Origin of the sequence: Brevundimonas sp., assembly GCF_047617075.1 — a bacterium.
Classification (GTDB): Bacteria; Pseudomonadota; Alphaproteobacteria; order Caulobacterales; family Caulobacteraceae; genus Brevundimonas.
The window spans coordinates 1-24744 of record NZ_JBLGCI010000003.1; the positions used below are offsets into that span (position 1 = coordinate 1).

Consider the following 24744-nt stretch of genomic DNA (forward strand, 5'->3'; position numbering starts at 1 on the left):
TTTCAGGATGGCGAAGGGCTGTTCCTTGCCCATCAGCGGGCCGACGTCGCGCACCGGACGGATGTCCACCTGCGAACCGGGCAAGAACGCCGAGGCGCCGCCCAGATCGACGGTGAAGCCGCCCTTCACGCGGCCGACGATGGCGCCCATGACCGGCTGCTCATCGGCGAACACGCCTTCCAGACGGGTCCAGGCTTCCTCGCGGCGAGCCTTGTCGCGGCTGATGACCGCTTCGCCCAGCGCGTTCTCCACACGCTCCAGATAGACTTCGACGTTGTCGCCCACCTTGGGCAGGGCGGCGCCGTCGCCCTGACCGAACTCGCGCATGGCGATGCGGCCTTCGGTCTTCAGGCCGACATCAACGATGACGATGTCCTTTTCGATGCCGACGACGCGGCCATGGACGACCTGGCCTTCGCCGAGATCACGGCCGGAAAGCTGTTCGTCCAGAAGGGCGGCGAAATCGTCGCGGGTGGGGGAGAGGGTGTCGGTCATAGGGTTGATGTTGTTTCTAAAGAGGTTGGCGCACGAACGGAGTCCGCGCGGCGGTTGAACGGATATGTCAGGCAGTGACGGTGCGGGCGGCATGGAAACCGGCCTGAACGCCCGCGGCTATCGAGGGACCGGAGCGTTGGATTTGTCCGCGGGTTCAGAACCCGTGCCGGACGCGCGCCGCCTCGACGATACGGCGGGCCGCATCGAAGGCGGTCTCTATATCCATTTCGGTGGTGTCCAGCAAGGCCGCGTCGTCCGCCATGACCATGGGGGCCGCCCCGCGGCCGGCGTCCCGCTCGTCCCGCCGGATGATGTCGGCCAGCATGTCGTCGAAGGCGATGGTCTCGCCCCGCCCGGTCAGTTGCAGCCAGCGGCGGCGCGCGCGGGTTTCGGCCGTGGCCGTTACGAACAGCTTCACCGGCGCGTCCGGGGCGATCACCGTGCCGATGTCGCGCCCGTCCAGAACCGCCCCACCCGCCTGCCGGGCGAAATCCTGCTGCAGCTTCAGCAGCGCCGCGCGCACGCCGGGGTGCGAGGCCACCCGGCTGGCCGCCTCCCCCGCGCCCCGACTGGTCAGGGCGGTTTCGTCGATCAGGTCGTCCGGCGTGACGCTCTCGGCCGCCCGCGCGGCCGCCTCGGCGTCGCCCAGGTCGGCGCCGGCCGCCAGGACCTTCAACCCGGTCGCCCTGTACAACAGCCCCGTGTCCAGATGCGGCAGGCCGTAATGGGCCGCCAGACGCGAGGCGATGGAGCCCTTGCCCGAGGCGGCCGGGCCGTCGACGGCGATGATGAGGGTGCGCGGCATCCGGTCCTTTCGCATGGCCAGTCCCGCCGCCAGGAAAGCCAGGCCGAAGACAGCAGGTAATATCGTGTACAGCCCATAGCGGAGGATCAGGGCGCCTCGAAAGGCCCTCGGATCGTCTTTCCAGCGGACGAGCCTCCGGCGTCCCCTGCGCCCCGCCGACCGCACGACGCCATCCGAAGCGTCAAATATGCCCGCGCCAAGCATCAGCGCGCCGAACCCGACCATGCTTCCTCCCGTCGTCAAAAAAGCTCGACGGGATAATTGTGGAGTTCCGAGGGAAGGCTCAGGCCTCATGAATCTCCGCGCCCAGCCCAGCCATCAGCTCCACGAACCCCGGAAAGCTGGTGGCGATCATCCCCGGATCATCCACCGCGACCGGCTCCTCTGCGGCCAGCCCCAGCACCAGGTGGCTCATGGCGATGCGGTGATCGTGGGCCGTGCGCACGGTGGCGCCGCCGGGCACGCGCGGACTGCCGGTGACGATGAATCCCTCCGGCTCCTCCTCCACCTTGACCCCGCACGCGGCCAGCCCGGCCGTCATTAGCGAAATCCGGTCGCTTTCCTTGACCCGCATCTCGCCAATGCCGCGCATCACCGTCTCGCCGTCCGCATAGGCGGCGGTGGCCGACAGGATCGGATATTCGTCGATCATGGAGGCGGCCCGCTCCGGCGGGACCACGACTCCCTTCAGTGCCGAATGCCGGACGGTGATGTCGCCCACCTCTTCACCCCCCGCCATGCGGCGGCCCGCGATGGTCAGATCCGCACCCATCTCGATCCAGGTCTGGAACAGGCCGGTGCGCAGGGTATTCAGCATCACCCCCTCCACCGTCACCTCCGATCCGGGAACGATCAGCCCCGCCGCCAGCGGGAAGGCGGCCGAGGACGGATCGCCCGGCACCGCCACGTGAGTTCCGCTCAGTCTCTGGCCGCCTTGCAGACGGGCCACGCGCCCCTCATCAGTCTCGGACACGTCAACCACCGCCCCAAAGGCCCGCAGCATCCGCTCGGTATGGTCGCGGCTGGGCTCCGGCTCGATCACCGCCGTCTCGCCCGCCGCGTTCAGCCCCGCCAGCAGGATAGCCGACTTTACTTGGGCCGACGCCACGGTCTGGCGATAGGTCATGCCTTTCAGGTTCCCGCCATGCAGCGTCAGGGGCAGCCGATCCTCCGCCCCGCTCCAGTCGAAGCGCGCGCCCATGTCCGACAGGGGGCCGGTGACCCGCTTCATGGGCCGCTTTCGCAGCGAGGAGTCGCCGTCGAAGGTGACCGAGAGATCGAACCCGGCCGCCGCGCCCATCAACAGGCGCACCCCGGTCCCGGCGTTGCCGCAGTCGATGACGCCGGACGGCGTCCGGTAGCCGCCCTGCCCCTCGACCCGCCAGGCGCCGTCGCCTGTCCGCTGCACCTTGGCGCCGAACGCTTCGACCGCCCGGGCCGTGGCCAGGATGTCGTCGCCCTCCAGCAGGCCTTCGATTGTGGTCACGCCATGGGCCAGGCCGCCCAGCATCAGGGCGCGGTGGGACATGGACTTGTCGCCCGGCGCGCGCACGGCGCCGGTCAGCGCGCCCGAGCGGCGCGCGGTCAGGATTTCAGGGAATGTCACCCGCGATTCCGTGGGTCGAATTTCAAACAGATGCGCCTGGCGCGGAATCCGCTTTTGACAGCGGCCTTCTGTGGTGGCAAGGGAGCCGCCCGAAATCAAAACGCCAACCGTAAGGCTCGAACCTTGGCCAATCCCGAACTGGGCGCGAAGCAAGTCTGCCCGAACTGCCAGGCGAAGTTCTACGACCTGAACCGTCGTCCGGCCCACTGCCCCAAGTGCGACACCGAATTCGATCCGGAAGAAGCCGTCAAGGCCCGACGCGGCAAGGGCCGCGCGCCCTTCGCCGACGACACCGAGGAGGATCAGGTCAAGGCCAAGCCCGCCGATGCGGACGAGGACGAGGACGAGGAAGTCACCGCCCCCGAGATCGACCAGGGCGGCGATGAGCCCATTCTGACGCCGGACGACGATGACGACGACGACACCAGCGACGACGCCGGCCTCAAGGTCAGCGACGGCGATGATGATGACGACGACATCTCCGATGACGACGACGATTCCGTGCCCTTCATCGAGGACGAGGACGACGATTCCATCGATGAAGAAATCACCAAGGGCGCCAAGAAAGACGACGACTGAATCGGGATGAAAAAATAGGCGGCGGAAGGGCTTGATCGCCCTCACGGCCTGACATAGGTTCCGCCGCCTTCGCCGACCCCATCCCGATGGGCGCGGCGAGGACCAACCCGAAAATCTCGGGGCTATAGCTCAGTTGGTAGAGCGCTTGAATGGCATTCAAGAGGTCAGCGGTTCGACTCCGCTTAGCTCCACCATCGAAGGCCTCGCGGGAAACCGCGGGGCCTTCGGCCTTTCTGGGGTGGCCTATGAGCGCTCATTCGTGACGCCGTGAACCGGGATCATGTGAAATGATCCAGGTCGCTGTTCCGGCCGCCCGGATCGCGGGCTCCGCGCCCTCGTCAGGCCGCCAATTCGGCTCGGGTCTCAGGCGCGGCCAGCGCCACAACCGCCCGGACCGGTTCCGCCAGCGTCGCCTTTGTCGGCTGGCCGCCCGCCAGAACCCTCTCCAGCCCCGAGATTGCGATCACCAGCGACGTATCAGACGTCTTCATGGCCATGGCCTTGAGGGTCGACGCCTGTTCGCGGATCGCGCGCAGGGCCTGCATCGGATCCGTGTCGAACTGCTTGTGAGCCGAGGCCAGAATGCGCATGGCCTGATCCTTGGCGGCGGCATCGGCGGCCGGCCCCTTGGTCGGCGCGTCCGCCTTGCGCTTCTTGGGCCCGCTGTATTCCCCGGAGTTGAAACGCCGCCGATCCGGACCGACGTAGCCCACGGCCTCGATCCAGTTGCGCGGCTTCAGGGACACCACCTCGACCCGCTTGGTCAGATCGCCGGAGGTGAAGGGTTTTCTCAGGAACTCGTGCACGCCGGAGTCCCGCGCGCCCAGAATACTGGCGGCGGTCGCCTCGGCCGTGACCATGATGATGGGGACTTTTCGACACATGAGATTCGAGCGCCTCACCGCCTTGGCGAAGGCTTCCCCGTCCAGGTGCGGCCCCTTGTACTCGGTGAAGATCAGGGTGGGCTCGAACTCGCGGCACGCATCCAGCGCGGCGCGCCCCTCGGCCCGGTGAACCACCTCGCCCACGCCCAGCCCCTTCAGGCTCTCCGCCAGCAGCTTGGCCGCCGTCCCGTTGGGATCGACAATCAGCACACGCTTCAGCGTGGGGGCCATCCTGGCCAGACTTTTTGCGTCTATGGTGAACACGGGCGACTCCGGCGAACGCCCTTGGTTAGCGAGTGTGGGTAAAGATCGCCTTGACGCTGGAGCGAGGTGTTAGGTTCTGGGGTCTAGGCTCAGGATAGGAGGAAGGTGTCGTGGGGGGGGGCTATGCATATTTTTAGATCGGACTTGCCCAGGGTCATCACTGCGATAGTCGCACTGATGGTCGCGATGGCGTGTCCCGGCCTTGCTGAGGCTCAGTCCGAACAAACAGATCCCGACTGGGTGTCTCCCATTGCCCCCCGGTCCGACGGACAGGTGGATTATTCTCCGCTTCTGATGCTCCTTGGAATTGACGCCAAAGGGATAGCTGTTTGCCGAATCTGGCGCGAAGGCCCGCCAGAAGACTGCGCCGTGAACACCTCTCCGGCAGGCATCGGTTTTGAACAGGCCGCCCTGAGAGCCCTTTCAAGAAGCGTGCTGCGTCCGGGAACCCAGAACGGTGAGGTGATCGGAGGGCTCCAAGTGCGGATCCCCTTGAACCTTCAGGTTTCCCGCGAAAGCGTCACTTTTCCCCCGTACGAGGGACCAATGCCTGGCGAGGAGGAGATGGCGCTCGCGCGGCAGGTCGCCGCCCTCATCGAACCACGCAACGACGATGAATACCTCGTCGATGTGAGCGCAGATCATAGAGACGAAGTTCTGGAACTGATTCAACAAGTTGAACAGAACCATAGACCTCACATGGTCGAAACGTTCGCCTTGGCCATAGCGAGAACCAGGACCCGGGAAGAACTGATCCTACTCGCCATGTCTGACGAAGATGCCATTCTCGATCAGCTTACCGAGTGGGGCCCAGCGTGGGCTGAACATTACAGAGCACAAGAAGCGTTCTCAGCCGAGCTGCGACGTCTTGTCTGTGATCGTTTTGACTGTGAAGTGCAGACGCCGGCGCCGCCAGTCCTGAGCGAAACCCACGGCAGGGACGATCACTAGATCCGAATAGGCAGTCGTCCCGCCAACACGTCAGCCCCATTGGGCGTCACCCCTCGAACGGATCGCGCATCAAAATCGTGTCGTCCCGCTCCGGGCTGGTGGACAGCAGGGCCACCGGCGCCTCGATCAATTCCTCGATCCGGCGCACATATTTGATCGCCGCGGCGGGCAGGTCCTTCCACGACCGCGCGCCCTGGGTGCTCTCGCTCCAGCCCTCCAGCGTCTCATAGACCGGCTGCACGCCCGCCTGATCCTTCATGCCGGCCGGCAGATAATCCAGCTCCCGGTCGCCGATCCGGTAGCCGGTGCAGATCTTCAGCTCGTCGAAGCCGTCCAGCACGTCCAGCTTGGTAAGCGCGATGCCGTGGATGCCGTTCACGGCGATGGACTGGCGCACCAGCACCGCATCGAACCAGCCGCAGCGCCGCGCCCGGCCCGTCACCGTGCCGAACTCGCGGCCCCGATCGGCGATACGCTCGCCCACCGCGTCGAACAGCTCCGTCGGGAACGGCCCCTCGCCAACACGGGTGGTGTAGGCCTTCACGATGCCCAGCACATAGCCGACCGAGCGCGGCCCCAGGCCCGAGCCCGCCGCCGCCTGCCCCGCCACCGTGTTCGACGAGGTCACATAGGGATAGGTGCCGTGGTCCACGTCCAGCAGGGTGCCCTGGGCGCCCTCGAACAGGATGCGCCGGCCCTCGCGGTAAAACTTGTCCAGCGTCCGCCACACCGGCTGGCCCGCATAGACCAGCACCTTGGGCGCCACCTCCAGCAACGCAGCTTTAAGCCCGGCCACATCCACTTCCGGCAGGTCCAGACCCTTCCGCAGGGCGTTGTGGTGGGCCAGCAGCCGCTCGATCTTGGCGTCCAGCGCATCGGGATCGGCCAGATCGCCCACGCGGATCGCGCGCCGTCCCGCCTTGTCCTCATAGGCCGGGCCGATGCCGCGCCCGGTGGTGCCGATCTTGGTCTTGCCGGCCTGCGCCTCGCGCGCCTGATCCAGGTCCTTGTGCAGCGGCAGGATCAGGCAGGCGTTGTCCGCCAGGCTCAGGATCTCGGGGGTGATCGACACCCCCTGCGCCTCGATGCGGCCGATCTCGTCCAGCAGGGCCCAGGGATCCACCACCACGCCGTTGCCGATCACCGAGGGCTTCTGTTGCACCACGCCCGAGGGCAGCAGGCTCAGTTTGTAGACCTTGTCGCCCACCACCAGCGTATGGCCGGCGTTGTGACCGCCCTGGAACCGCACCACCACATCGGCCCGGTTCGACAGCCAGTCGACGATCTTGCCCTTGCCCTCGTCGCCCCACTGGGCGCCGACCACCGCGACGTTCGCCAAGACATTACACTCCGCTGGAATTGCGGGAGCAGGCTATACCGAGGGAATCGCTCCGTGTCCCCCTCTCCCGCCTATTTCGTGAGCGACTAGCGCCCTCGACGCGAGATCAGCGCAGCGCTTCCCCAAACGCCCAGTCCAGCCACGGCGTCGCCGCCTCAACGTCCGCCGTCTCCACCGTGCAGCCGCACCATAGCCTCAGCCCCGGCGGCGCATTGCGGTGCGGCTCCATGTCGAACACCGCGCCTTCGCTTTCCAGCAAATCCTTGAACCGCTTCACGAAGGCGCGCTGGTCCGCCTCCGGCAGACCCGTCACCCGCCCGTCGGTGAACTTCAGGCACACCGACGTCGTCGACCGCGTCTCCGGCCGCGCGGCCAGAAAATCGATCCAGTCGGTCCGCTCCACCCAGTCCGACAGCGCTGCGAAGTTCGCATCCGTCCGCGCGATCAGGGTGTCCAGCCCGCCGATGCCCTTGGCCCACTCCAGGGCGTCGATCCAGTCCTCGATGGTCACCACCGAGAAGGTGTTGATCATGGTCCCCGTCGCCAGCGCCCGATCAAATCCGTCAGCGCCTTGCAGCCTCAGCACCTTCGGGATCGGCCAGGGCGCCCGGTACGTATCCAGCCGCGCCACCGCCCGGGGCGACAGCACCGCCACCCCGATCCCGGCCTCGCCGCCCAGCGCCTTCTGGAACGAGAAGGTCGTCACATCCAGCTTCGGCCAGTCCAGCGGCATGGCGAACGCCGCCGAGGTGGCGTCGCAGATGCTCAGCCCCTCCCGGTCATCGCTGATGAAGTCCGCATTCGGAACCCGCACGCCCGAGGTGGTCCCGTTCCACGGAAACACCACGTCCTTCGCCGGATCCACCCGCGACAGGTCCGGCAGCTCGCCCCATGGCGCCTCGATCACCTCCGGGTCCAGCTTCAGATGGTCGCGCACGTCTGCGGCCCAGGTCAGACCGAAATTCTCAAAGGCGACCACCTGCACCGGCCGCTGTCCCAGCATGGCCCACAGCGCCGCCTCCACCGCCCCCGTATCCGACGCCGGCAGGTAGCAGGCCACATAGTCCTCCGGGACCTGCAGCACCTCGCGCGTCAGCCTCAGGGCATAGGCGAACCGTTCCACCACCTCCGGCGCCCGGATGCCCCGGCCCAGCAGGTCCGTGGGCAGGCCCGCCAGCGACCATCCCGGCCGCTTGGCCGTCGGCCCGGCGGAGAACCATGGCCGCTCAGGCTTCACGGATGGCTTCGCCCCCCGCGTCATCACGCCTTCCCCGGCGAATAGGGCCGGTCCGCCCGCCACTTCTCGGCGAACTTCACCAGGTTGTGGTCCTGATACTCCGGCAGGGTCACCACCAGCTTCGCCAGCAGGTCCCCGCGCTTGCCGCCCGCAAACGCGCCCTTGCCCTTCAGCCGCAACACATGGCCCGAGTTGGACGCCTTGGGAATGGTCATGCTGACCGCGCCGTCCGGCGTCTTCACCGTCACCTTGCCGCCCAGCACCGCGTCTGGAACCGACACCGGCAGGTCCATATGCAGATCGGCGCCCTCGCGGCGATACAGGGGGTGCGGCTGAACCTTCAGCTCGATCAGGGCGTCGCCCGCCTCGCCGCCGCGCCCCGGCATGCCCTGCCCGCGCAGGCGGATGGTCTGTCCGTCGCCTGCGCCCTTGGGAATGGTCACGTCCAGGGTCCGCCCGTCCGAGAACTGGATGCGCCGGGTCGCCCCGGTGATGGCGTCCTCCAAGCTGATGTCCAGCGTCGCCTTCAGGTCCTGCCCGCGCGACGAGAACCCGCGCCCGCCGCCGGCCTGACGCGCGCCCGCGCCGCCGCCGAACATGCCGAACAGTTCGTCCAGATCGATGCCCTCGAACCCGGCCTTGGCGCCGCCCGCGCCGGGGCCCTGACCGAAACCACCCTGGCCGAAGCCGCCGCCCGGGCGCGCCCCGCCGCCGCCGCCGAAGCCGCGAAACTGCTCGCGCCCGTCCGCATCGATCTCGCCCCGGTCGAACTTCCTGCGCTTCTCTTCGTCGCCCAGAATATCGAAGGCGGCGGTGATGCGCTTGAACCGGTCCTCGGCCGCCGTGTCGCCGGGGTTCTTGTCCGGATGGAATTCCTTGGCCAGCTTCCGGAACGCCTTGCGGATGTCGTCCTGACTGGCGCCCCGCGCCACACCCAGTTCCTTGTAGGGATCACCCGCCACGTCCGACCCTGCTCCGTAAAAGCCAAAGCCGTCAGTTAAGCCATGCGGGCCCAAGCGCAAAGGGTAAGCCGCAATCTCCTCCCCCATACGTGCATAGGGGAGGAGACATCAACCAAGCACCGCCAACGCCTCCACGCCCCACCCGAACACCGGGCTCCACTGGCTCACCGCCACGCGTGCGTCCTCGTTCAGGCCGTCCGGAAAATCCGCCGCCACATCGGCCGCCGCATAAAGCGCCGTCTCGGCCTCCACCTCGAACATTCGCACCACCGCCGCTCCGTCCAGCACCCGCACCCGGAACCGCAGCGGATCGCTCGCCTGTGCGTCCCCATCCCAGCGGTCCCCGTCCTGCCGCGTGCGCGCGATCCAGCGCAGCCTCAGTCCGCCGTCCTCCGCCGTCAGTCCCAGATGCGCCGGCGCCCAGGGCCGGTCATGGACCCCGCGCCAGGTGAGGGCCGCCTCGCTGAACCCGTCCCCGCCCGGCGGCGCCCCCGCCGGCCCCGCACGCCACAGCATGGGCAGCCCCCGTTCGCCCGCCTGAACCTCCAGCCGCGCTGGCGCCTCATCCAGAAACACCGCCACTGCACCGGCTCCCGCGTCCATCTCCCCTTCCGTGCCCTGCTGCCCCCGCAGCAGGCCGCTCAACCGCCAGACGCCGCCGCCCAGCAGTTCGGCGTCCCGGTACTGCACGATCTCCCAGCCGTCTTCGCCGCGCACCGCCACTCCATTGGCTCCGTTCAGCACCGCGCCCGCGCTGCGCGTCTCCGGCGCCCGGCCCTCCACCGCGACCGTCAGCGCATTTGCCTCGTCCCACCGCCCGATCACCCCGGGCGGCAAAGCCTTCACAAGCCGCCCCACCGTCGCCGGCGCCGCCACGCTCGCCCGCGCCGTCAACCCGTCGGCATCCACGCCCCCATGCACCTGCATGGCGCGCCAGGGCTCCGCCGCCACCGCCGACAGCGGCCGCCCGTCATCCTCCGCGCCCGGCAGAGGCGGCAGGTCCAGCAGTGCCAGGAACGGCGCGCCCACGCCGCCGCCCGGCGCCTCCACCCGCCAGTCCACCGCCTCATCGATCGCCCCCGTCTCCACCCACGGCGTCAGCACCGCGCGCGGCTCCTCGTCCAGCTCGAGCCGCACCACACGCCACACGCCCGCCCGGCCCTCCACCGCCACCGCATCCCCCGGTTCCAGCCGCAGCGACTCCAACGGCCCCAGCTGCGCGGTCAGGGTCTCCGCTGACGACGCCAGCGCCCGTCCCGCGACCTCCCGCGCCAACCCCGCCGAACAGGCCGCCGGCAGATCCATGTCCAGCCCGCCGCCGCCCGTGTCCGGCCCGCGCACCACCACCGACCCGGCCTGATAATCCGCCGCCTCATCGATGAAGCGCACCCTGACCGTGTCCGGCGCCGTCTCCAGCACCCGCGCCGCAGACACCGGCGCCCCGTCCTCCGGCATGGCCAGCGCATCCGCCGCCAACACCGCCACATCCTCGCGCCGCCCGGTCACCGCCACGCGCCCGTCCCGCTCTCCGCCCTCCGCGCCAAAGGCGAACAACAGCGGCTCCAGCGCATCGCGCGTCCGCATGGGCCGGTCGATCACATAGCCCGCCACCGCTCCATCCACGCCCGTGATGGCGAAGTCCGTCTCGTCCAGCCCGCCGCGCTTCAGGATCGCCGCGATCAGATCGCGCCCCTCACCCGCCAGCCGTCCGTTCAGCCAGTGCCCCGCGCGCCAGTTGCCCGCATCGGCCCACACCCCCGCTCGCGCCGGAAAGTCAGGATAAGGCCGCGCGTCCCAGCACCAGGCGTCCAGCCCCTGCACCATCCGACCGTCATAGACCGCCGAAACGGGATTGTTCGCATCCGCCGCGAAGTGGCTCAGCCACGCTTCCATGGCCCGCCGCTGCATCAGGTCGTCCCGCGCGCCCGTCGAGAACGGCGGCAGGAAACTCTCGCTGCTCTTCGGATCGCTGAAAAGGTTCGGCCCGTTGCCGCCCTTGTCCACCGCGGCGCAGCCGAACTCGGTCAGCCGGATCGGCTTCATGCCCGGCGCCCAGGCAGTCGGCGTCGCGCTCCTCACCCCGCCCGGCCGGTCATGGTGGGCGTTCGACCACCAGCTTTTCAGATCCTTGGACCGCCACACCCACGGCTCGCCGTAAGCGCCGTCCGTGATCGCCGTGCGCACCTGCGCCGCCCGGTCCACGTCCGAGGCATAGAACCAGTCGAAATTCTCCCCGCCCGCCACCTTGGTCGCCAGATAGTCCGCGTCCGCCGGCCCCGCATATCCCGCCTGCGCGTCCAGATGCCCGTCGCCCTCGCGCCAGTCGCCGACCGGCGGGTACCAGTCGATGGCCACATAATCGATGTTCGGGTCGGCCCACAGCGGGTCCAGATGAAACACCGCCTCCCCGCCGCCCGGATGGTGGCCGAAATACTCCGACCAGTCCGCCGCATAGGAAATCTCCACCCCCGGCCCGACGATCGCCCGGCAATCCGCCGCCAGCGCCCGCAGTTCCGCCACCGCCGGATAGCCGCCCTCCGCGTCCCTCAGCGTCGTCACCCCGCGCAGCTCCGATCCGATGATCAGGCCGTGCGCCCTGGCCTCCGCCGCCAGCGCCGCATAGTGCCGCGCCATGCGCCTCAGGCCCCAGTCGTCCGCCCCGCCGAAGAAGGCTGCGACCTCGGCGTCCGCCGCCGCCCCGCCCTCGCCCGTGATCCGCCCGCGCCAGGGATAGGCCGGCTGGTCGCCGCCCGGCGGAATGTCCATGAACACGAACGGATACAGGGTCACCGCCATCCCCCGCGCCTTCAGCTCGCGCACGGCGTCGATCACCGTCTGGTCCGACGGCGTGCCGCCATAGGCCGGTCCGCCATCCGCCTCGGACACCACGAACGCCTCGTCCCGCGTGACCCCCGCCACGGACCAGGCGACCGGCTCGGTCGGCTTCACCGCCCGCTCCACACCGGGCCGAATACGGCAGTGGCTCATTCGAAGGTCGTCGCCGAACCAGCCCACCACCAGGTTGACCCGCCGCACGTTCGGCAGCTGCGCCTCCAGCTGGTCCAGCGAGACCATCAGGTCCGCCTGTCCCTGCAGATTGTTCAGGTTCTCCGCCGTGGTCCGCGTCAGCCCCTCGCGCCGCATCACCGGCGTGGTCGCCAGACAGAACTCCCCCGCCCCGGGGATCAGGCACACGCCCTCCAGCCGATCCTCCAGCCCCGGCGCGCCGCCGCGCGGCCTGCGAAAAACCTCAAAACTCAACTGCGGCGCCCGGTTGCCGAACGGCCCCAGCGGCAGATCCTCGAACACCACATAGGCCGTGCCCCGGTACGCCGGCGCGCCGCCTTCCACCGCATGGATCAGCGGATCAGGGTTCTGGTCCTCCGTCCCCCGGTGCACCCGCATCACCACGCCCGACAGGTCCAGCGGCCGTCCGTCCGCCCACACCCGCCCCACCCCGTCGATGGGCCCTTCGCACAGAGCCACCGCGAAGCTCAGGGAGTACGCATAGTCCACCGTGCGCGGCCCGCCCTTGCCGCCGCCCTGCTCGTTGCGCTTCTCCAGAAACCGCGCGGCCCAGATCACCTGGCCGGTCACCCGCGCCCGCCCGAATACGCAGGCCATGGGCGCCCCGTCCGCCGAGGACTGCACCTTCAGCGTCTCCAGCCGCGGCCCCCGCTGGCGCGGCTCGGCCAGCGAAGACACCGCAAGACGGTCCAGCGACGCCCCCGCAAAGGCGCCCAGCGCACGCCCGAAGGCGCCCCCGACCGCCCCACCGATCCCGCCCAAGATCACCTGCGCCATGAATCCTCCCCCTCTGGGGGAGGGGGACCATGCAAAGCATGGTGGAGGGGGTCTCTCCGCCCCTCCGCCCCCTCACCCGTTTCAGGCCAAGCGAACGCCGCCGCCACGCGCCGCATCCACCAGCCGCCCATCCAGCTCTCGATCACCGCCCGACCCCAATAGGCATGAATCAGGGTCCGCTCCGGCCCTTCGTCACTGCCGATGATCCCGCAGTGCTTCACCGGAACTCCCGCGCTCATGCGGAACAGCAGCACGTCCCCCGCCCGCGCCTCACGCACCGGGATCTGGACCATCCACCTACGCGCCGCCGTCAGCAGCGTCTCGTCCCCGCCCCGCTCGGCCCAGTCCGGCGAATAGGGCGGCAGCCCCTCCGGCTCGGCGCCGTACAGCCCCCGCCACACCCCACGCACCAGCCCCAGGCAGTCGCAGCCCTCTCCCTTCACGCTGGTCCGGTGCCGATACGGCGTCCCGATCCACGCGCGCGCTTCGACAAGCGCCTGCTGTCGTTCTCCCTCCCCGCCCCGGGGAGGGCGGTCGGCGCGCAGCGACGGCCGGGTGGGGACGGCTTCGGCGCCGCCGTACACCCCCCTCACCGCCGGCTCCCGCCGTCATGGCGCCCGCCCTCGGCCGGATAGGCCGTCAGGAAGTCGTCCCCCGGAATGTCCGGAAAGCCCCGGAACCGCGCCCCGTTGCCGAACACGCTGACACACGTCGCCCACCGTTTGTCGCAAGTCCCGCCCGGATGCTCCGCCAGCTCGACCCCGCACCGCGCATCCCCCAGCACCGCGTCGCAGGCGCGCCCATAGGTCCGTCCCACGACCCGCTCCAGCGTCGCCAGCGGCCCGTCCAGCTCCGCCGTGAACGCATCCCCCTCACGCACCATCCGGCTGATCCGCCCGGTCCACAGCCGCACCCTCAGGTCCGGCCGCGCCCAGTCCACGCGCCACAGCTCGAGCCGCGCCCCGTCATAGAGCCCCGCCGCGATGTCCCCCTCCGTGATGGCGTCGTCGTCCAGCGCGCCCGACGCCGCCGCCGACCCGGCCGTCAACCCCGCGACCCCCTCTGCCGCCCCCGCCGTCCATCCGCTAGCCGCCCGGCAGACCACGCCGTCCACGGCCAGATCCCGGTCATGGTCCGTGAAGCCCAGCCGGACCCCGTCCGCCCGCGCCAGCACCCAGGCATGGCACATCGTCGCCGCCCCGCCCTCGATGCGGTCGGCCAGTTCGCTTGGAATGTGTCTCATCAATCCTCCCGCCTCTCCCCTCGCGGGAGAGGCCTGAGTCGCAGCGAGCCGCGCATGCGGATCGCTCCTCGCGACCAGGGTGAGGGGGCGCTCCGGCTCCCTAGACCCTCACCTCCACCAGCGGCAGGGCCGCCATGCGCCCGGCCTCGAAGGTCTCCAGCGTCACCTCGATCCGGTCCGCGTCGAAGCGCACCGGCGTGTCGAACTCGAACCCCGCCGTCACGACAGCCCCCGCGCCCGGCGCCGCCTCCAGCGTCACCACCCCCGTCGCCTCATCCACCGCGAACCCGACCTCCACGCCGTCCACCGACAGCCGCACCGACCCCGCCACGGGCTTGCGGATCTCGCGCCCCAGCCCGCCGTAATCTTTGACCAGCTGGAACACCGTCGCCTCGCCGTCCCCCGTCCCGATCACCTGATCGCCTGCCGAAACCGCCGTCCCCGGCGCGCACGACTTGAAGTCCGCGAAGTCCCGGAACCGGAACCCGTACAGCCGCCCCCGCCGCGCCTCGAAGAACGCCGTCAGCGCCGCCATGTCGTCCAGCGACCGCAGCCCCGCCCCGATCAGATACCGCCGCCGCCCATGCGCCCACGGCGTCGACCGCCGCTCGTGACCGGACGCCAGCGTCACCACCTCGGTCCGCCGCTCCACCCCGCCCGTCGACCCGAACGCCAGGCGCGAAGGCAATCTGACTTCGTGAAAATTCATCCCCGCCGCGCCCCCAGTCTCACCGCCCGCGTCAGGGCCTGGACGATCTGCGCCTCGGACCGCAACAGGCCCTGCGCGCCGCCATCCACCCGTACATTGACCGTCACGCCCGGCGCCCCCGCCATGGGCTCGATCACCCCGGAACCGGACGGCCGGAACACCTCCGGCCCCCGCTCGCCCACCACATAGGCCGCGCCCGGCGTCACCGGCCCGCCGTCGGCCCGCGAGCCGCCGAACAGCCCGCCCACCGCCGCCGCCAGCACGTCGCCCAGCGACCCTCGCCCGGCGCCCGCGGCCGCGTTCACCGCCGCCAGCACCGCCCGCGCCAGCTCGGCCAGGCTCACCTCCCCGTCCGCCGCCGCCCGGGCCAGCGACCGCGCCATGCCCTCGCCCGCGCGCCCGAACGCGTCCTCGATGGACGCCGCCGCCCGCTCCGCCGGCTCTCTCAGCGCCTCCAGCGCCTCGCCCGCCTCGGCGGCCTGCTCAGGCAACCCGCCCAATCCCTGCTCTTCCAAAATCGTCTCCACATCCGCCTCTCCCCTTGTGGGAGAGGCCTGAGTCGCAGCGGGCTGCGCAGCAGACCGCTCCTTGCGACCAGGGTGAGGGGTCAATCGCCGGCCGGTTCCCCATCCGGCCACCGCGCCATCAGCTCATCCAGCCGTCCGCGCCCCATCGGCGCCGGCCCGCGCTCCACCGCCGTCAGCATCCGCCACTCCTTCAGCGACAAGCGCCAGAACGCGCCCGGCGGAATTCCCATCGCCAGCGCAGCGCGCAGCATCGGCGCCCACATCACACCGCCGCCGCGAACGCCGCCGCCACCGCCTCGGCGGCCGCCCGTGCATCCACCCGCGCCGCGCTCAGCCCCTCCGCCAGCTCATGCTCGCCCCCGCCGCGCAGCAGCGCCGCCAGCACCGCCATCAGGTCCCCAGCCGACAGCGCCCGCATCCGCGCGGCCAGCGCCTCGATGCCCTCGACTCGCAGCGCGCCCTCCATCTCCGCCAGCGCCCCCAGCGTCAGGCACAGCCGACGCGGCGCCCCGGCCAGCTCGGCCGTCACCTCGCCACGCGCGGCGTTGCTCCCTCTCCCGGTGGGAGAGGGCTGCGCGCACGGATGCGCATGCATCCGTTCTTCGCGCGCAGGGTGAGGGTCGGGTCTCGCCATACGCCCCTCATCCCCCGCGCCAGAACCTCCGCTATCGCTCCGGTGCGCGGGTTCCCCCTTCTCCCATCGGGAGAAGGTCTGATCGCCACCCATCAAACCGCCTCGAACGTCACTTCGCCCGCGCTGGCCAGGCTCAGCGCAAAGCTGGCCTCGCCCTCGTGCTCGCCGGCGTACTCCAGCGCCGCCACCAGGAATGGCCCCTCCAGCACCCCGAAGTCCGGCACGATCAACCGCCAGGTCCGCGCGCTCTGGTCAAAGAACGCCTCCCGGATCGCCGCGTCCGATGCGGCGTCCCGAAAGATCCCCTGCCCGCTCACCGCCGCCGAGCGCACCCCCGCCCCCGCCAGCAGCTCGCGCCAGCGCCCGGCGCTGTCCCCGTCGGTCACATCCACCGTGCGCGCGTTCAGCGCGATGGTCCGCGCCCTCAGCCCCGCCACCGTCGTGAACCCCTCCGGCGCCCCGCCATCGCCGATCTTCAGCAGTATGTCCTTGCCCGCCTGCACGCTCATGCCTCGATCTCCTCCGTCACCGCCCGCACCCGCACCACCGCGTGGCTGCGCCGCCCTTCCGGGCTTCCGAACACATCGGCGAAGGTCACGCGCGGATTGACCACCCGCACCCCCTCCGCCGTCAGATCCGCCTCATGCAGGGCCGCCCGGATCGCGGCCGAGATCGCCCGCGCCTCCTCCAGCCCTTCGAACCGCGAATGGCCGGTCAGGGTCAGCACCTGCTCCGCCCCGCCGCCGTCCGCCCGCACCGGCCGGCTCTCAACCCGCGTCACGGTCACATAGGGAAACACACGCTTCGCCGGCTCCCCGTCCCAGATCCGCCCGCCTGTCAGCGCATCCAGCGCGTCGTCGGCGCGCAGGCGCGCGATCAGCGCCGCCTGCAGCGCCGCTTCATGATTGATCATCGATCCCGCTCCAGCATCAGGCGCGCCCGTCCCGGCGTCCCCTCGTCCACCAGCGCGATGCGCCAGTCCGCCCCGTCCCACCGCAGCAGCCGTCCGTCGGTCAGCCGCCCGTCGGCCCGGCATTCGGCGGTCAGGGTCAGGGCCTCCGCCACGCCCTCTCCGCCCGTGCGCACGCCCCGCCGCACGGCTCCCGGCGCGATCCAGACGAAGCCCAGCGGCGCGTAACTCACCGCCCGTCCGCCCTGGGGCGTCACGCCCTCGACCCGCTCCAGCAGCTCCGCCAGCTTCCTCACAGCCGCACCTGCCGGTACGGCGCGATCCAGCCCTCCACGGGCGCGATGGGCATCTCCTCCTCGCCGCGCTCATAGGCCCGCAGCGTCAGCATCAGCACCGCCAGCCTCAGGGCCGCCGGCGAGGTGGAGGTCAGGCTCACGCCCACCTCCCCCTCCACCCGCCTGCGGGCCGCATCGATCAGCAGGGCGATCAGATCGTCCTCCGCGTCGTGCGTGACGCGCAAAAACGCCTTCGCCTCCGCCATGGAAACGGGTGCGGTCATCTTCAAATTCTCCAAAAAATCCCCTCTCCCCTTGTGGGAGAGGGCGGCTCCGCGCACGGGCGCAAAGCGGCCGGCTATGGGTAGCAAACACACCTACGCTCGAATAAGTCGTTAGCTCGTCGTTTTGGGGGGCTTACGTGGCGCTGGGGCGAAAGAACAGCGGGAAGCAACTGACCAGCCATCTGAAGCGCCTTTATGGCCGGCTGGGCGGCGAACTGCGCTGGATAGAGAACCCGCCGAAGCTGAGGCAGAAGAAGTGGCGGGGCGGCGAGGCGTTCGCAGCCGAGGCCGCCGAGCGCGAAACGAGGGCTGAAGAGATCAGGGAGGCGCTTCCGCACATCGTTTACGTGGTCCAGATGTTCGATCCGGAATGGGACCCCGACCAAGAAAAGCTGATCAGGCCGCTACGCCGGGGGCCGAACCGTCCGCCGCATGGATGGGCGGACGCGGCCTACGACGTGTTGCGAGAGAACGGCGACTGGCTGACGGTGCGGGAGATGCTGGACCGCGTGGTCGAGCGCCACGACCTCAGCGTGGATGACGGTCCCGCCTATGTTCAGGCATACGGCGCCATCAACGCGGCGTTGCAGCGCGCGCAGCGCGGATTGGTGAACGACGGGGGGCAACCGCCGCGATGGGCGCTTGAATCGCGACAGCGCCGCAATGAGCCGGCTAGCGTCGCTGGCGAGGACGACTGCTAGGCGGCGGCGGCTCCCACGCGGCGACCACAGCCTCGCGGAAGCGTTGGCGCAGGCTCGAAAGCAGGCGACTGAACGGCGATGGATCGCGATCCCGGATGTTCAACGGCGCGGCGGTGCGCTTCAGCATCTCCTTCTCCACCGTCTTGTGGTAACCGCAGACCTTGTAACCGATCACCACTTCGCCACGCAGCCACTCGCTCAGGGCCGCTTCGCTCGCCTGACGGCTCTTCAGGTCGCCCAGTTCGCCGGTCCCCGCCACCCAGTGGGTGGCGAAGATCGATTGACGGAACGGCGACTCCCCCATGCTTCCGAGCAGGTGAGCGGTGAGCCTTTCGCGTAGAGAATAGCTTTCGCCGATGTAGCCGTTGCGCCACACCCCATGGTCCCACGCCGGAAACTGCGGATCAGGGAAATAGCCCGCAAGGTTAAAGAGCCGTTCGCCACTCCGCAGGAACAAGCCGTAAACACCCGGGCTCAGGGGCATCCGCTTGGGATCGTCCATGAACTCGCCCGCCGACATGAACTCGAAGCCCTTACGCCAACGCTTAGCGGATCGGGCGTCGGCGACGCGCGGCGTCTCAGCTTCTCCGCTGGCGCGCTTCGCCTCCTTGCGCGCCCGCCGCCGCTCCTCGGCGCTCGGCGGACTCCACTCGATCGGCGCGCCGTCCTGGTTGATGATCTCGCAGCGGCGCTTGGAACCGCCCGCTTTCTTCTTGAGGAAATAGCCCGCCATCGGCGAGCGGCCTGGGGTCATCATCGTTTCCAGGAGCGCCGCGAAGCTGTCGTCCGGACCGCTGGCGGTGTGGCTCAACCGCCAGGTGAGCTGAGCGGTGTAGAGGTCCAGGTAGTTGCCGAGGATGCGACGATAGATCATCCGCATGCCCTCAAGGACGCGGAACCCGCTCTCGGCCCAGTTGGTGCAGCCCTCCGGCGTGTAGAAGTGGTGGTCGTGGATGACCCGCTTCAGCGCGCAATGCTCGCGAATCTGGCCCCAATGTCCGCCGTCAGCGAATACGACAGCGTTCGGGTCGACCGCGTCGATAAACGGCGGGATCGGGTGATGCTCCTGCTTGGCGACCCACGCGCGGGCGGGACCACCGCGCTGGCGGGCCAGCGTCACCCGCAACGTCCGGTCCGGCGCCCCATATGGGAAACGGTAGTGGTCCTTGTCACCACGCACGTTCTTGGGGCGGATGTAGCCTTTGAGCTCCTTGCCGTCGATTTCGATCTCGTCGCGCAGGATCGTGCGTCGCTCGAAGGCTTGCATTGCGCATCTGATTTTGTGGAGCCAGACGAAGATCGTCTTGTAGTTCTTCACCTTGGCGCGGAGGTCGCGTTTGATCTCCGAGGCGCTGCGTCCCTGATACGCGAGATTGAACTGCGCGATGATCAGCAGGATCGTCTTGAAGGGCAGCTTGTGAGAAGCGAACGGCGTGTTGGTGGTCAGGGTGAACTGCTTCAAGCACTGCTTGCACTTGAAGAGCTTGCCATCTTGGTAGGCCCACGCCGCCGGGCATCCACAGCGGTTGCAGAACGGCTCCCCACCATTTTCAGCGAATCGATAACGGCGAAACAGAGCACGCGCCTCTTCCTCCGAGAGTTCGGCGACCTCGGTTGGCGTCGCGGCATGTGCCGGGCCTTGTAGGAGAGCCAATGATGTCAACGCACATACGGGAGGTTTATCGCGTATGTGCGATACTGATCGCGTCGTAGCGTGTCAAGAAGTTTGTCGCATATGTGCGCGTTTTATCGCTTCAGCGAGCGATACGTCGCGTCGGTTGATCACCCGGCGAAGTGGTGGCATGAACGGTCATGGCTAAGCGCGCCGGAACCCCCACCGATGTTGATGATCCCGAAAACGCTTGGCGGGAGAAGGCGCGAACGCTTTTGCGGGTCGAGCAGCGTCGCCAGAATCTCACCTACGCCGACATCGCCGAGCGCATGCAGGCCATAGGGATCGAAGAAACTGAGGTCAGCGTCCGCAACAAGATCAGCCGAGGGACATTCCCGGCGACCTTCATGCTGCAATTCATGCACGTGCTTGGGATCGACCTGATCCCCTTCAAGCCTCAGTTGACCGGGGAATTCACGCTGCCGCCCGAGCTGCTCGGCAATCTTCCGCAGACTCGAATGACGCCGGAGCTGATCGCAGCCTTGGTGGGAGCTACAAAGAAGGGTTGACCCATGTTTCGGCGGTTTCCGCCGGATGCAATCCGTGCAGCCTTCGCCAGAGACCTACCAACGGACCGATGGGCCTTCGGCGAACCGCGTGACCAGCTGGAGGTCATCGAGTCGGCGTTCTCTGTTGCCCCGACACCCTTTATGCCGGGCGGTGCGAGAACAGAATAATCCCGGAGCCCACCAAGCACACGACCGCCCCCAGCAGGTCCCAGCGGTCGGGCGGTTGGCGCTCGACCAGCCACAGCCAGAGAAGCGACGCGGCTATGTAGACGCCGCCGTAGATGGCGTAGGTGCGGCCGGCGGCATCGACGTCCACGCGGGTGAGGAAGAAGGCGAAGGCGGCCAAACAGAGCAGCCCCGGCGCCAGCCACCAGATCGAGCGGTCCTGCCGCAGCCACATCCAGAACGTGAAGCAGCCGGCGATCTCGGCGACAGCGGCCAGGCTGTAGTAGAGCCAGACCTTCACGCCCCCACTTCCGCCAGGTCGGTAGGTAGCCGCTGCTTCTGGAGGTGCTGCGGTGGCGAGACCATCGTCACGGCGACCCGTCCTTGCCTTCGTCAGACGCGCTGCGCAGGATTTCGATACCGCCCTTCACGGCGATCGCCGCGACCAGCATGCCCACGACCAAGTCGGGCCATGACTGGTCCAGCCACATAACCAGGGCGCCGGCGACGAGGATGCCGCCATTGGACGCGAAATCGTTGAGACTGAATGTCTCCGCCGCTTCCATGTTGACGTCGCCGGAAGTGTCCCGCCGCAAGAGCATCAGGCAGACGAGGTTCACAATCGCAGCGACGAGCGCCAGACCCATCATCGTCCAGCCGACCGGCTCGGTGCCGAACCACCAGCGTCGGCCGACGTCGATCAGCACCCCCGCTGCGAACACCAGCAACAGGATGCCCGACAGGCGCGCCGCGCCGCGTTTCCACGAGGCGGCGCGGCCAATCGCCACGAAGCTGATCAGATAGACGACTGAGTCCGAGGCGTTGTCGACGGCGTTGGCCAGCAGAGCGCTGGAATCGGCGAGAATGCCGCCCGCACCGAGCCCCAGAAACAGCAGGGCGTTGAGGATCAGGACGATCAGCAGCGTGCGCCGCTGCTGATCGTTCGCAGAGGTCAGTTTGGTCAATCTTCCAATCCTTCCGAAACACGGTGGCGGACGGCCCTGGCGGCGAAGGTCGGCAGCACAAGCAGAGTCAGCGCCGTCGCCGTCAACAGCCCTCCGATGACGACGGTTGCGAGCGGTTTCTGCACCTCCGCCCCGGCGCCGTGCGCCAGCGCCATGGGGATGAAGCCGACAATGGCGACCAGGGCCGTGGTCAGCACTGCGCGGAGCCGGCTGGCGGCGCCTTCGACAGCGGCCTGAATGGGCGGCAGTCCCTCGGTGAGCCTCTGCCGGATGGCTTGCATCAGGACCAGACCGTTCAGGGTCGCGACGCCTGAAACCGCGATGAAGCCGACGGCGGCCGAGACCGAGAAAGGCATCCCCCTCAGCAACAGAGCAAGCGCGCCGCCGACGAGAGCGAGAGGCACACAGACGAACACCAGCCCGGCCTCGGCGAACGAACCCAGAGCCAGGAACAGCAGCACCCCGATCAGCACGAAGACGACCGGAATGACGAGACTGAACCGCTGTTCGGCGCGCTTCAGATTTTCGAACTGCCCGCCCCAGTCCAGATAGACGCCGGCGGGCAGTTCGATCTCCGCCACCCGGTCCTGGGCGGCATCGACGAAGCCGCCCAGATCGCGGCCGCGAACATTGGCCTGGACCACCATACGGCGGCTGCCGTTCTCGCGGCTGATCTGGTTGGGTCCTTCTGCGGTCTGGATTCGAGCGACCGAGGACAAGGGCACGACAGCCCCTGTTTCCGATACGACGGGCAAGGCCGCCAGCGCCGCCGGATCATTCCGATCCGCATTGGGCAGGCGCACCACCACGTCGAAACGGCGATCGCCTTCGAATATGACTCCGGCCTCCGTGCCGCCAATACCGGTCGATACCGCTTCGCTGACGTCGGCGGCGGTCAGGCCATAGCTGGCCGCAGCGATGCGATCGACGGTGACGGTCAGGGTCGGCAGGCCGGAGGCCTGTTCCACCCGCACGTCGGCCGATCCGGTCGTCTCGCGCAGTTCGCCCGCGACCTGTTCTGCGACCCGTTGGAGTGTGTCGAAATCATCGCCGTAGACCATGACGGCCAGATCGGTCCGCACGCCGGAGATGAGTTCGTTGAAGCGGAGTTCGATGGGCTGGCTGAACTCAAAATTGTTGCCGATCTGCTGACTCGCGACCTCTTCGATGCGCTCGATCAACACCTCCTTCTCCAGGCTGGGGTCGGGCCAATCGCGGCGGTCCTTCAGGACGATGACGCTGTCCGAGATGTTCGGCGGCATGGGATCAACGGCCGCCTCGGCGGTGCCGGTGCGCGAGAACATGGTCTCTACTTCCGGCTGGGCCGTAATGGCCCGCTCCAGCGCCATCTGCATGGCCAGCGACTGTTCCAGTGAGGCGGACGGCACGCGCAGCGCCTGCATGGCGACGTCGCCCTCGTCGAGGGTGGGAATGAACTCCCGCCCCAAGGCGGTGAAGGAGACCGCTCCGACGGCGAGCGCCGCCAGCGCCGAGGCGAGCACGAACTTCGGACGGGCCACAGCCGCCTTGATCGCCGGCTCGATGTAGCGACGGGCGAAGCGCAGGATGCGCGTCTCGTGCTCGGCGACGCGGCCGTCCGGCCCGATCGGAACGGTCTTGGGGTCACGCACCAGCAGGGCGGTCATCGCCGGCACGAAGGTGAAGGAGAAGATGAATGCGCCCACCAGCGCCAGCATCACCGTGGCGCCCATCGGCTGGAACGTCTTGCCCTCCACCCCTTCGAGCATCAACAGAGGCGCGAACACCAGCAGAATGATCAACTGCCCGAACGCCGCCGGCTTGACCATCTGGCGTGCGGATTGGACAGCGACGCCCAGACGTTCGTGGCGGGTGAGCATCCTGCCGAGCTGAGCGCGGCGCTGCGTCAGCTGGAACAGGGTGTTTTCGATCACCACAACCCCGCCATCGACCATCAGGCCGAAGTCCAGGGCGCCCAGGCTCATCAGATTGCCGCTGATGCCGAAACGGTTCATGCCGATAACGGCGAACAGAAAGCTGAGCGGGATCATTAGCGCCGTGATCGTAGCGGCCCTGATGTTGCCCAGCAGCAGGAACAGCACCACGATCACCAGCAAGGCGCCTTCGGTGAGATTGCGGGCCACTGTGGCGATGGTCGAATTGACGAGTTCGCTCCGGTTCAGGACCGTCGTGGCGACGATGCCGGGCGGCAGGCTGTCATCCACTTCAGCCAGGCGGTCAGCAGCCGACTGAGCCACAGTGCGGCTGTTGCCGCCGGCGATCATCAGGGCGGTGCCCAGAACGGCCTCGTGGCCGTCCCGGCTGGCCCCGCCGAGGCGTGGCGCGTGACCGATCTCGACAGTGGCGACGTCGGCGACGCGCACGACCAGACCGTTCTGGTTGACCACAGGCGCCTGCGCCAGATCCTCGACCGTGCTCGCCAGGGCGTCGGTGCGGACGACTAGCGCCTCGCCGGCCCGTTGGATGTATCCGGCCCCGGCCTGGGTGTTGGCGCGTTCTAGGGCCTCGACCAGATCGCCCAGGCTCAGCCCATAGCTGGAGAGCCGTGCGATGTCGGGGCGCACGGCGTATTCCTTGACGTAGCCGCCGACGGTATCGACCCCGGCGAGACCGTCCGCACCGCGCATCTGCGGTGCGATAATCCAGTCCTGAACCGTCCGAAGATAGGTCGCCTGCTGCTCCGGCGTAGTCAGTCTCTCGCCCTCCGGCGTCAGATAAACGCCCCCGGCCTGCCACCCCGGCTGCCCGGGCTCGGACAATGTCTGGGCATTGAAGGGGACGTAGTCGACCGTCCACATCAGCACCTCGCCGAGACCCGTGGTGACCGGCGACATCGCCGGCTCCACGCCGTCCGGCAACCCTTCACGGGCAGCCGCAAGTCGCTCGGAGACCTGCTGTCGGGCGAAGTAGATGTCGGTGCTGTCCGTGAAGATGGCCGTGATCTGGCTGAAGCCGTTGCGCGAGAGCGAGCGTGTGCTGGTCAGGCCGGGGATGCCCGCCAGGGCGGTCTCCAGCGGATAGGTGACCTGTCGCTCGATCTGCTCCGGGGCCAGCGCGGGCGCGACCGTGGTGATCTGCACCTGTCGGTTGGTGATGTCAGGGACCGCGTCGATCGGCAGTCTGGTCAACTGATACAGCCCGAAACCGGCGACGATCACGACGGCGATCACGACGAACCAGCGGAAGCGGACAGAGGCGGAAATGATGGTGTTGAACATGTGCGT

At 68.6% G+C, this 24744-nt stretch carries 26 protein-coding genes, 1 tRNA gene and 1 pseudogene; 5 read left to right on the forward strand and 23 right to left on the reverse strand.

The window, feature by feature from the left end; genetic code table 11:
* From ACI8U3_RS03500 to aroA, 3 genes are all read right to left on the reverse strand, one after another.
* Positions 1–495 (reverse strand): S1 RNA-binding domain-containing protein (locus ACI8U3_RS03500; RefSeq protein ID WP_415013486.1); only part of this gene is annotated, 495 nt, incomplete at its 3' end.
* Between the two features lie 154 nt (positions 496–649).
* Positions 650–1300 carry a (d)CMP kinase gene (gene cmk, locus ACI8U3_RS03505; protein ID WP_415013777.1) on the reverse strand — a complete coding sequence of 217 codons (651 nt, stop codon included), beginning with the start codon at positions 1298–1300 and terminating at the stop codon, positions 650–652.
* Positions 1301–1583: 283 nt separating this feature from the next.
* A complete protein-coding gene (gene aroA / locus ACI8U3_RS03510) occupies positions 1584–2888 on the reverse strand; it encodes a 3-phosphoshikimate 1-carboxyvinyltransferase (protein WP_415013778.1) in 1305 nt (434 codons plus the stop codon).
* Positions 2889–3029: 141 nt separating this feature from the next.
* Here aroA and ACI8U3_RS03515 point away from each other — a divergent pair, with 141 nt between their 5' ends.
* Positions 3030–3485, forward strand: coding sequence for a TIGR02300 family protein (locus tag ACI8U3_RS03515; protein ID WP_415013487.1), 456 nt, complete (start codon positions 3030–3032; stop codon positions 3483–3485).
* A 118-nt stretch (positions 3486–3603) separates the two neighbouring features.
* Positions 3604–3679 (forward strand) — tRNA-Ala (locus ACI8U3_RS03520).
* 144 nt (positions 3680–3823) lie between these two features.
* Here ACI8U3_RS03520 and ACI8U3_RS03525 read toward each other — a convergent pair.
* Entirely contained in the window at positions 3824–4633 is an 810-nt protein-coding gene (locus ACI8U3_RS03525; RefSeq protein WP_415013488.1) for a response regulator, read from the reverse strand.
* Between the two features lie 144 nt (positions 4634–4777).
* Between ACI8U3_RS03525 and ACI8U3_RS03530 the strand changes: the two genes are divergently transcribed.
* Entirely contained in the window at positions 4778–5584 is an 807-nt protein-coding gene (locus ACI8U3_RS03530) for a hypothetical protein (protein WP_415013489.1), read from the forward strand.
* Between the two features lie 46 nt (positions 5585–5630).
* Here ACI8U3_RS03530 and ACI8U3_RS03535 read toward each other — a convergent pair whose 3' ends face one another.
* The 14 genes from ACI8U3_RS03535 to ACI8U3_RS03600 form a co-directional block, all read right to left on the reverse strand.
* Entirely contained in the window at positions 5631–6923 is a 1293-nt protein-coding gene (locus ACI8U3_RS03535; RefSeq protein WP_415013490.1) for an adenylosuccinate synthase, read from the reverse strand.
* Between the two features lie 106 nt (positions 6924–7029).
* The gene (locus ACI8U3_RS03540; protein WP_415013491.1) at positions 7030–8184 is read right to left on the reverse strand and encodes a phosphoserine transaminase; all 1155 of its coding nucleotides are present in this window, start codon (positions 8182–8184) and stop codon (positions 7030–7032) included.
* On the reverse strand, positions 8184–9122 hold the full coding sequence (locus tag ACI8U3_RS03545) for a J domain-containing protein (protein WP_415013492.1): 939 nt from the start codon (positions 9120–9122) through the stop codon (positions 8184–8186). Before ACI8U3_RS03545 ends, ACI8U3_RS03540 begins: the two co-directional genes overlap by 1 nt.
* 108 nt (positions 9123–9230) lie before the next feature.
* A complete protein-coding gene (locus ACI8U3_RS03550; protein WP_415013493.1) occupies positions 9231–12926 on the reverse strand; it encodes a baseplate multidomain protein megatron in 3696 nt (1231 codons plus the stop codon).
* Positions 12914–13471: a peptidase P60 gene (locus ACI8U3_RS03555; protein WP_415013779.1), complete on the reverse strand. Its 558-nt coding sequence runs from the start codon at positions 13469–13471 to the stop codon at positions 12914–12916. The genes ACI8U3_RS03550 and ACI8U3_RS03555 overlap by 13 nt, the downstream gene beginning before the upstream one ends.
* 44 nt (positions 13472–13515) lie before the next feature.
* Complete coding sequence (locus tag ACI8U3_RS03560) at positions 13516–14169, reverse strand: baseplate hub protein (RefSeq protein ID WP_415013494.1); 654 nt, start codon at positions 14167–14169, stop codon at positions 13516–13518.
* Between the two features lie 100 nt (positions 14170–14269).
* Positions 14270–14878 carry a TIGR02217 family protein gene (locus ACI8U3_RS03565; RefSeq protein WP_415013495.1) on the reverse strand — a complete coding sequence of 203 codons (609 nt, stop codon included), beginning with the start codon at positions 14876–14878 and terminating at the stop codon, positions 14270–14272.
* A complete protein-coding gene (locus tag ACI8U3_RS03570; protein WP_415013496.1) occupies positions 14875–15405 on the reverse strand; it encodes a phage tail tape measure C-terminal domain-containing protein in 531 nt (176 codons plus the stop codon). The genes ACI8U3_RS03565 and ACI8U3_RS03570 overlap by 4 nt, the downstream gene beginning before the upstream one ends.
* Before the next feature lie 80 nt (positions 15406–15485).
* The gene (locus ACI8U3_RS03575; RefSeq protein ID WP_415013497.1) at positions 15486–15656 is read right to left on the reverse strand and encodes a phage tail assembly chaperone; all 171 of its coding nucleotides are present in this window, start codon (positions 15654–15656) and stop codon (positions 15486–15488) included.
* A gap of 11 nt (positions 15657–15667) precedes the next feature.
* The gene (locus tag ACI8U3_RS03580) at positions 15668–16000 is read right to left on the reverse strand and encodes a GTA-gp10 family protein (protein ID WP_415013780.1); all 333 of its coding nucleotides are present in this window, start codon (positions 15998–16000) and stop codon (positions 15668–15670) included.
* Between the two features lie 131 nt (positions 16001–16131).
* A complete protein-coding gene (locus ACI8U3_RS03585) occupies positions 16132–16548 on the reverse strand; it encodes a phage major tail protein, TP901-1 family (protein WP_415013498.1) in 417 nt (138 codons plus the stop codon).
* Positions 16545–16952, reverse strand: coding sequence for a DUF3168 domain-containing protein (locus ACI8U3_RS03590; RefSeq protein WP_415013499.1), 408 nt, complete (start codon positions 16950–16952; stop codon positions 16545–16547). The genes ACI8U3_RS03585 and ACI8U3_RS03590 overlap by 4 nt, the downstream gene beginning before the upstream one ends.
* Entirely contained in the window at positions 16949–17245 is a 297-nt protein-coding gene (locus ACI8U3_RS03595; RefSeq protein WP_415013500.1) for a phage head-tail adapter protein, read from the reverse strand. Before ACI8U3_RS03595 ends, ACI8U3_RS03590 begins: the two co-directional genes overlap by 4 nt.
* Positions 17242–17508, reverse strand: a complete 267-nt coding sequence (locus tag ACI8U3_RS03600; RefSeq protein WP_415013501.1) for a head-tail connector protein — start codon at positions 17506–17508, stop codon at positions 17242–17244. The genes ACI8U3_RS03595 and ACI8U3_RS03600 overlap by 4 nt, the downstream gene beginning before the upstream one ends.
* A 137-nt stretch (positions 17509–17645) precedes the next feature.
* Between ACI8U3_RS03600 and ACI8U3_RS03605 the strand changes: the two genes are divergently transcribed.
* Entirely contained in the window at positions 17646–18209 is a 564-nt protein-coding gene (locus tag ACI8U3_RS03605; RefSeq protein WP_196838238.1) for a hypothetical protein, read from the forward strand.
* On the opposite strand, the gene ACI8U3_RS03610 is transcribed toward ACI8U3_RS03605, so the two are convergent.
* Together ACI8U3_RS03610 and ACI8U3_RS03615 are read right to left on the reverse strand one after the other, a co-directional pair.
* Positions 18181–19671: a transposase gene (locus ACI8U3_RS03610; protein ID WP_231378756.1), complete on the reverse strand. Its 1491-nt coding sequence runs from the start codon at positions 19669–19671 to the stop codon at positions 18181–18183. The genes ACI8U3_RS03605 and ACI8U3_RS03610 overlap by 29 nt on opposite strands.
* Positions 19672–19674: 3 nt before the next feature.
* A pseudogene (locus ACI8U3_RS03615) lies at positions 19675–19872 on the reverse strand (transposase); the annotation flags it as partial.
* A 149-nt stretch (positions 19873–20021) separates the two neighbouring features.
* Between ACI8U3_RS03615 and ACI8U3_RS03620 the strand changes: the two are divergent.
* On the forward strand, positions 20022–20390 hold the full coding sequence (locus ACI8U3_RS03620; RefSeq protein WP_196838236.1) for a DUF6471 domain-containing protein: 369 nt from the start codon (positions 20022–20024) through the stop codon (positions 20388–20390).
* Positions 20391–20529: 139 nt separating this feature from the next.
* Here the strand turns inward: ACI8U3_RS03620 and ACI8U3_RS03625 are convergent, their stop codons facing one another.
* The 3 genes from ACI8U3_RS03625 to ACI8U3_RS03635 all read right to left on the reverse strand — a co-directional run bounded on the left by ACI8U3_RS03625 (position 20530) and on the right by ACI8U3_RS03635 (position 24738).
* Positions 20530–20856: a YnfA family protein gene (locus ACI8U3_RS03625; protein WP_415013502.1), complete on the reverse strand. Its 327-nt coding sequence runs from the start codon at positions 20854–20856 to the stop codon at positions 20530–20532.
* Positions 20857–20923: 67 nt separating this feature from the next.
* Positions 20924–21511: a cation transporter gene (locus ACI8U3_RS03630; RefSeq protein ID WP_231378764.1), complete on the reverse strand. Its 588-nt coding sequence runs from the start codon at positions 21509–21511 to the stop codon at positions 20924–20926.
* Between the two features lie 5 nt (positions 21512–21516).
* Positions 21517–24738: an efflux RND transporter permease subunit gene (locus ACI8U3_RS03635; RefSeq protein ID WP_196838234.1), complete on the reverse strand. Its 3222-nt coding sequence runs from the start codon at positions 24736–24738 to the stop codon at positions 21517–21519.
* Between the last annotated feature and the right edge of the window lie 6 nt (positions 24739–24744).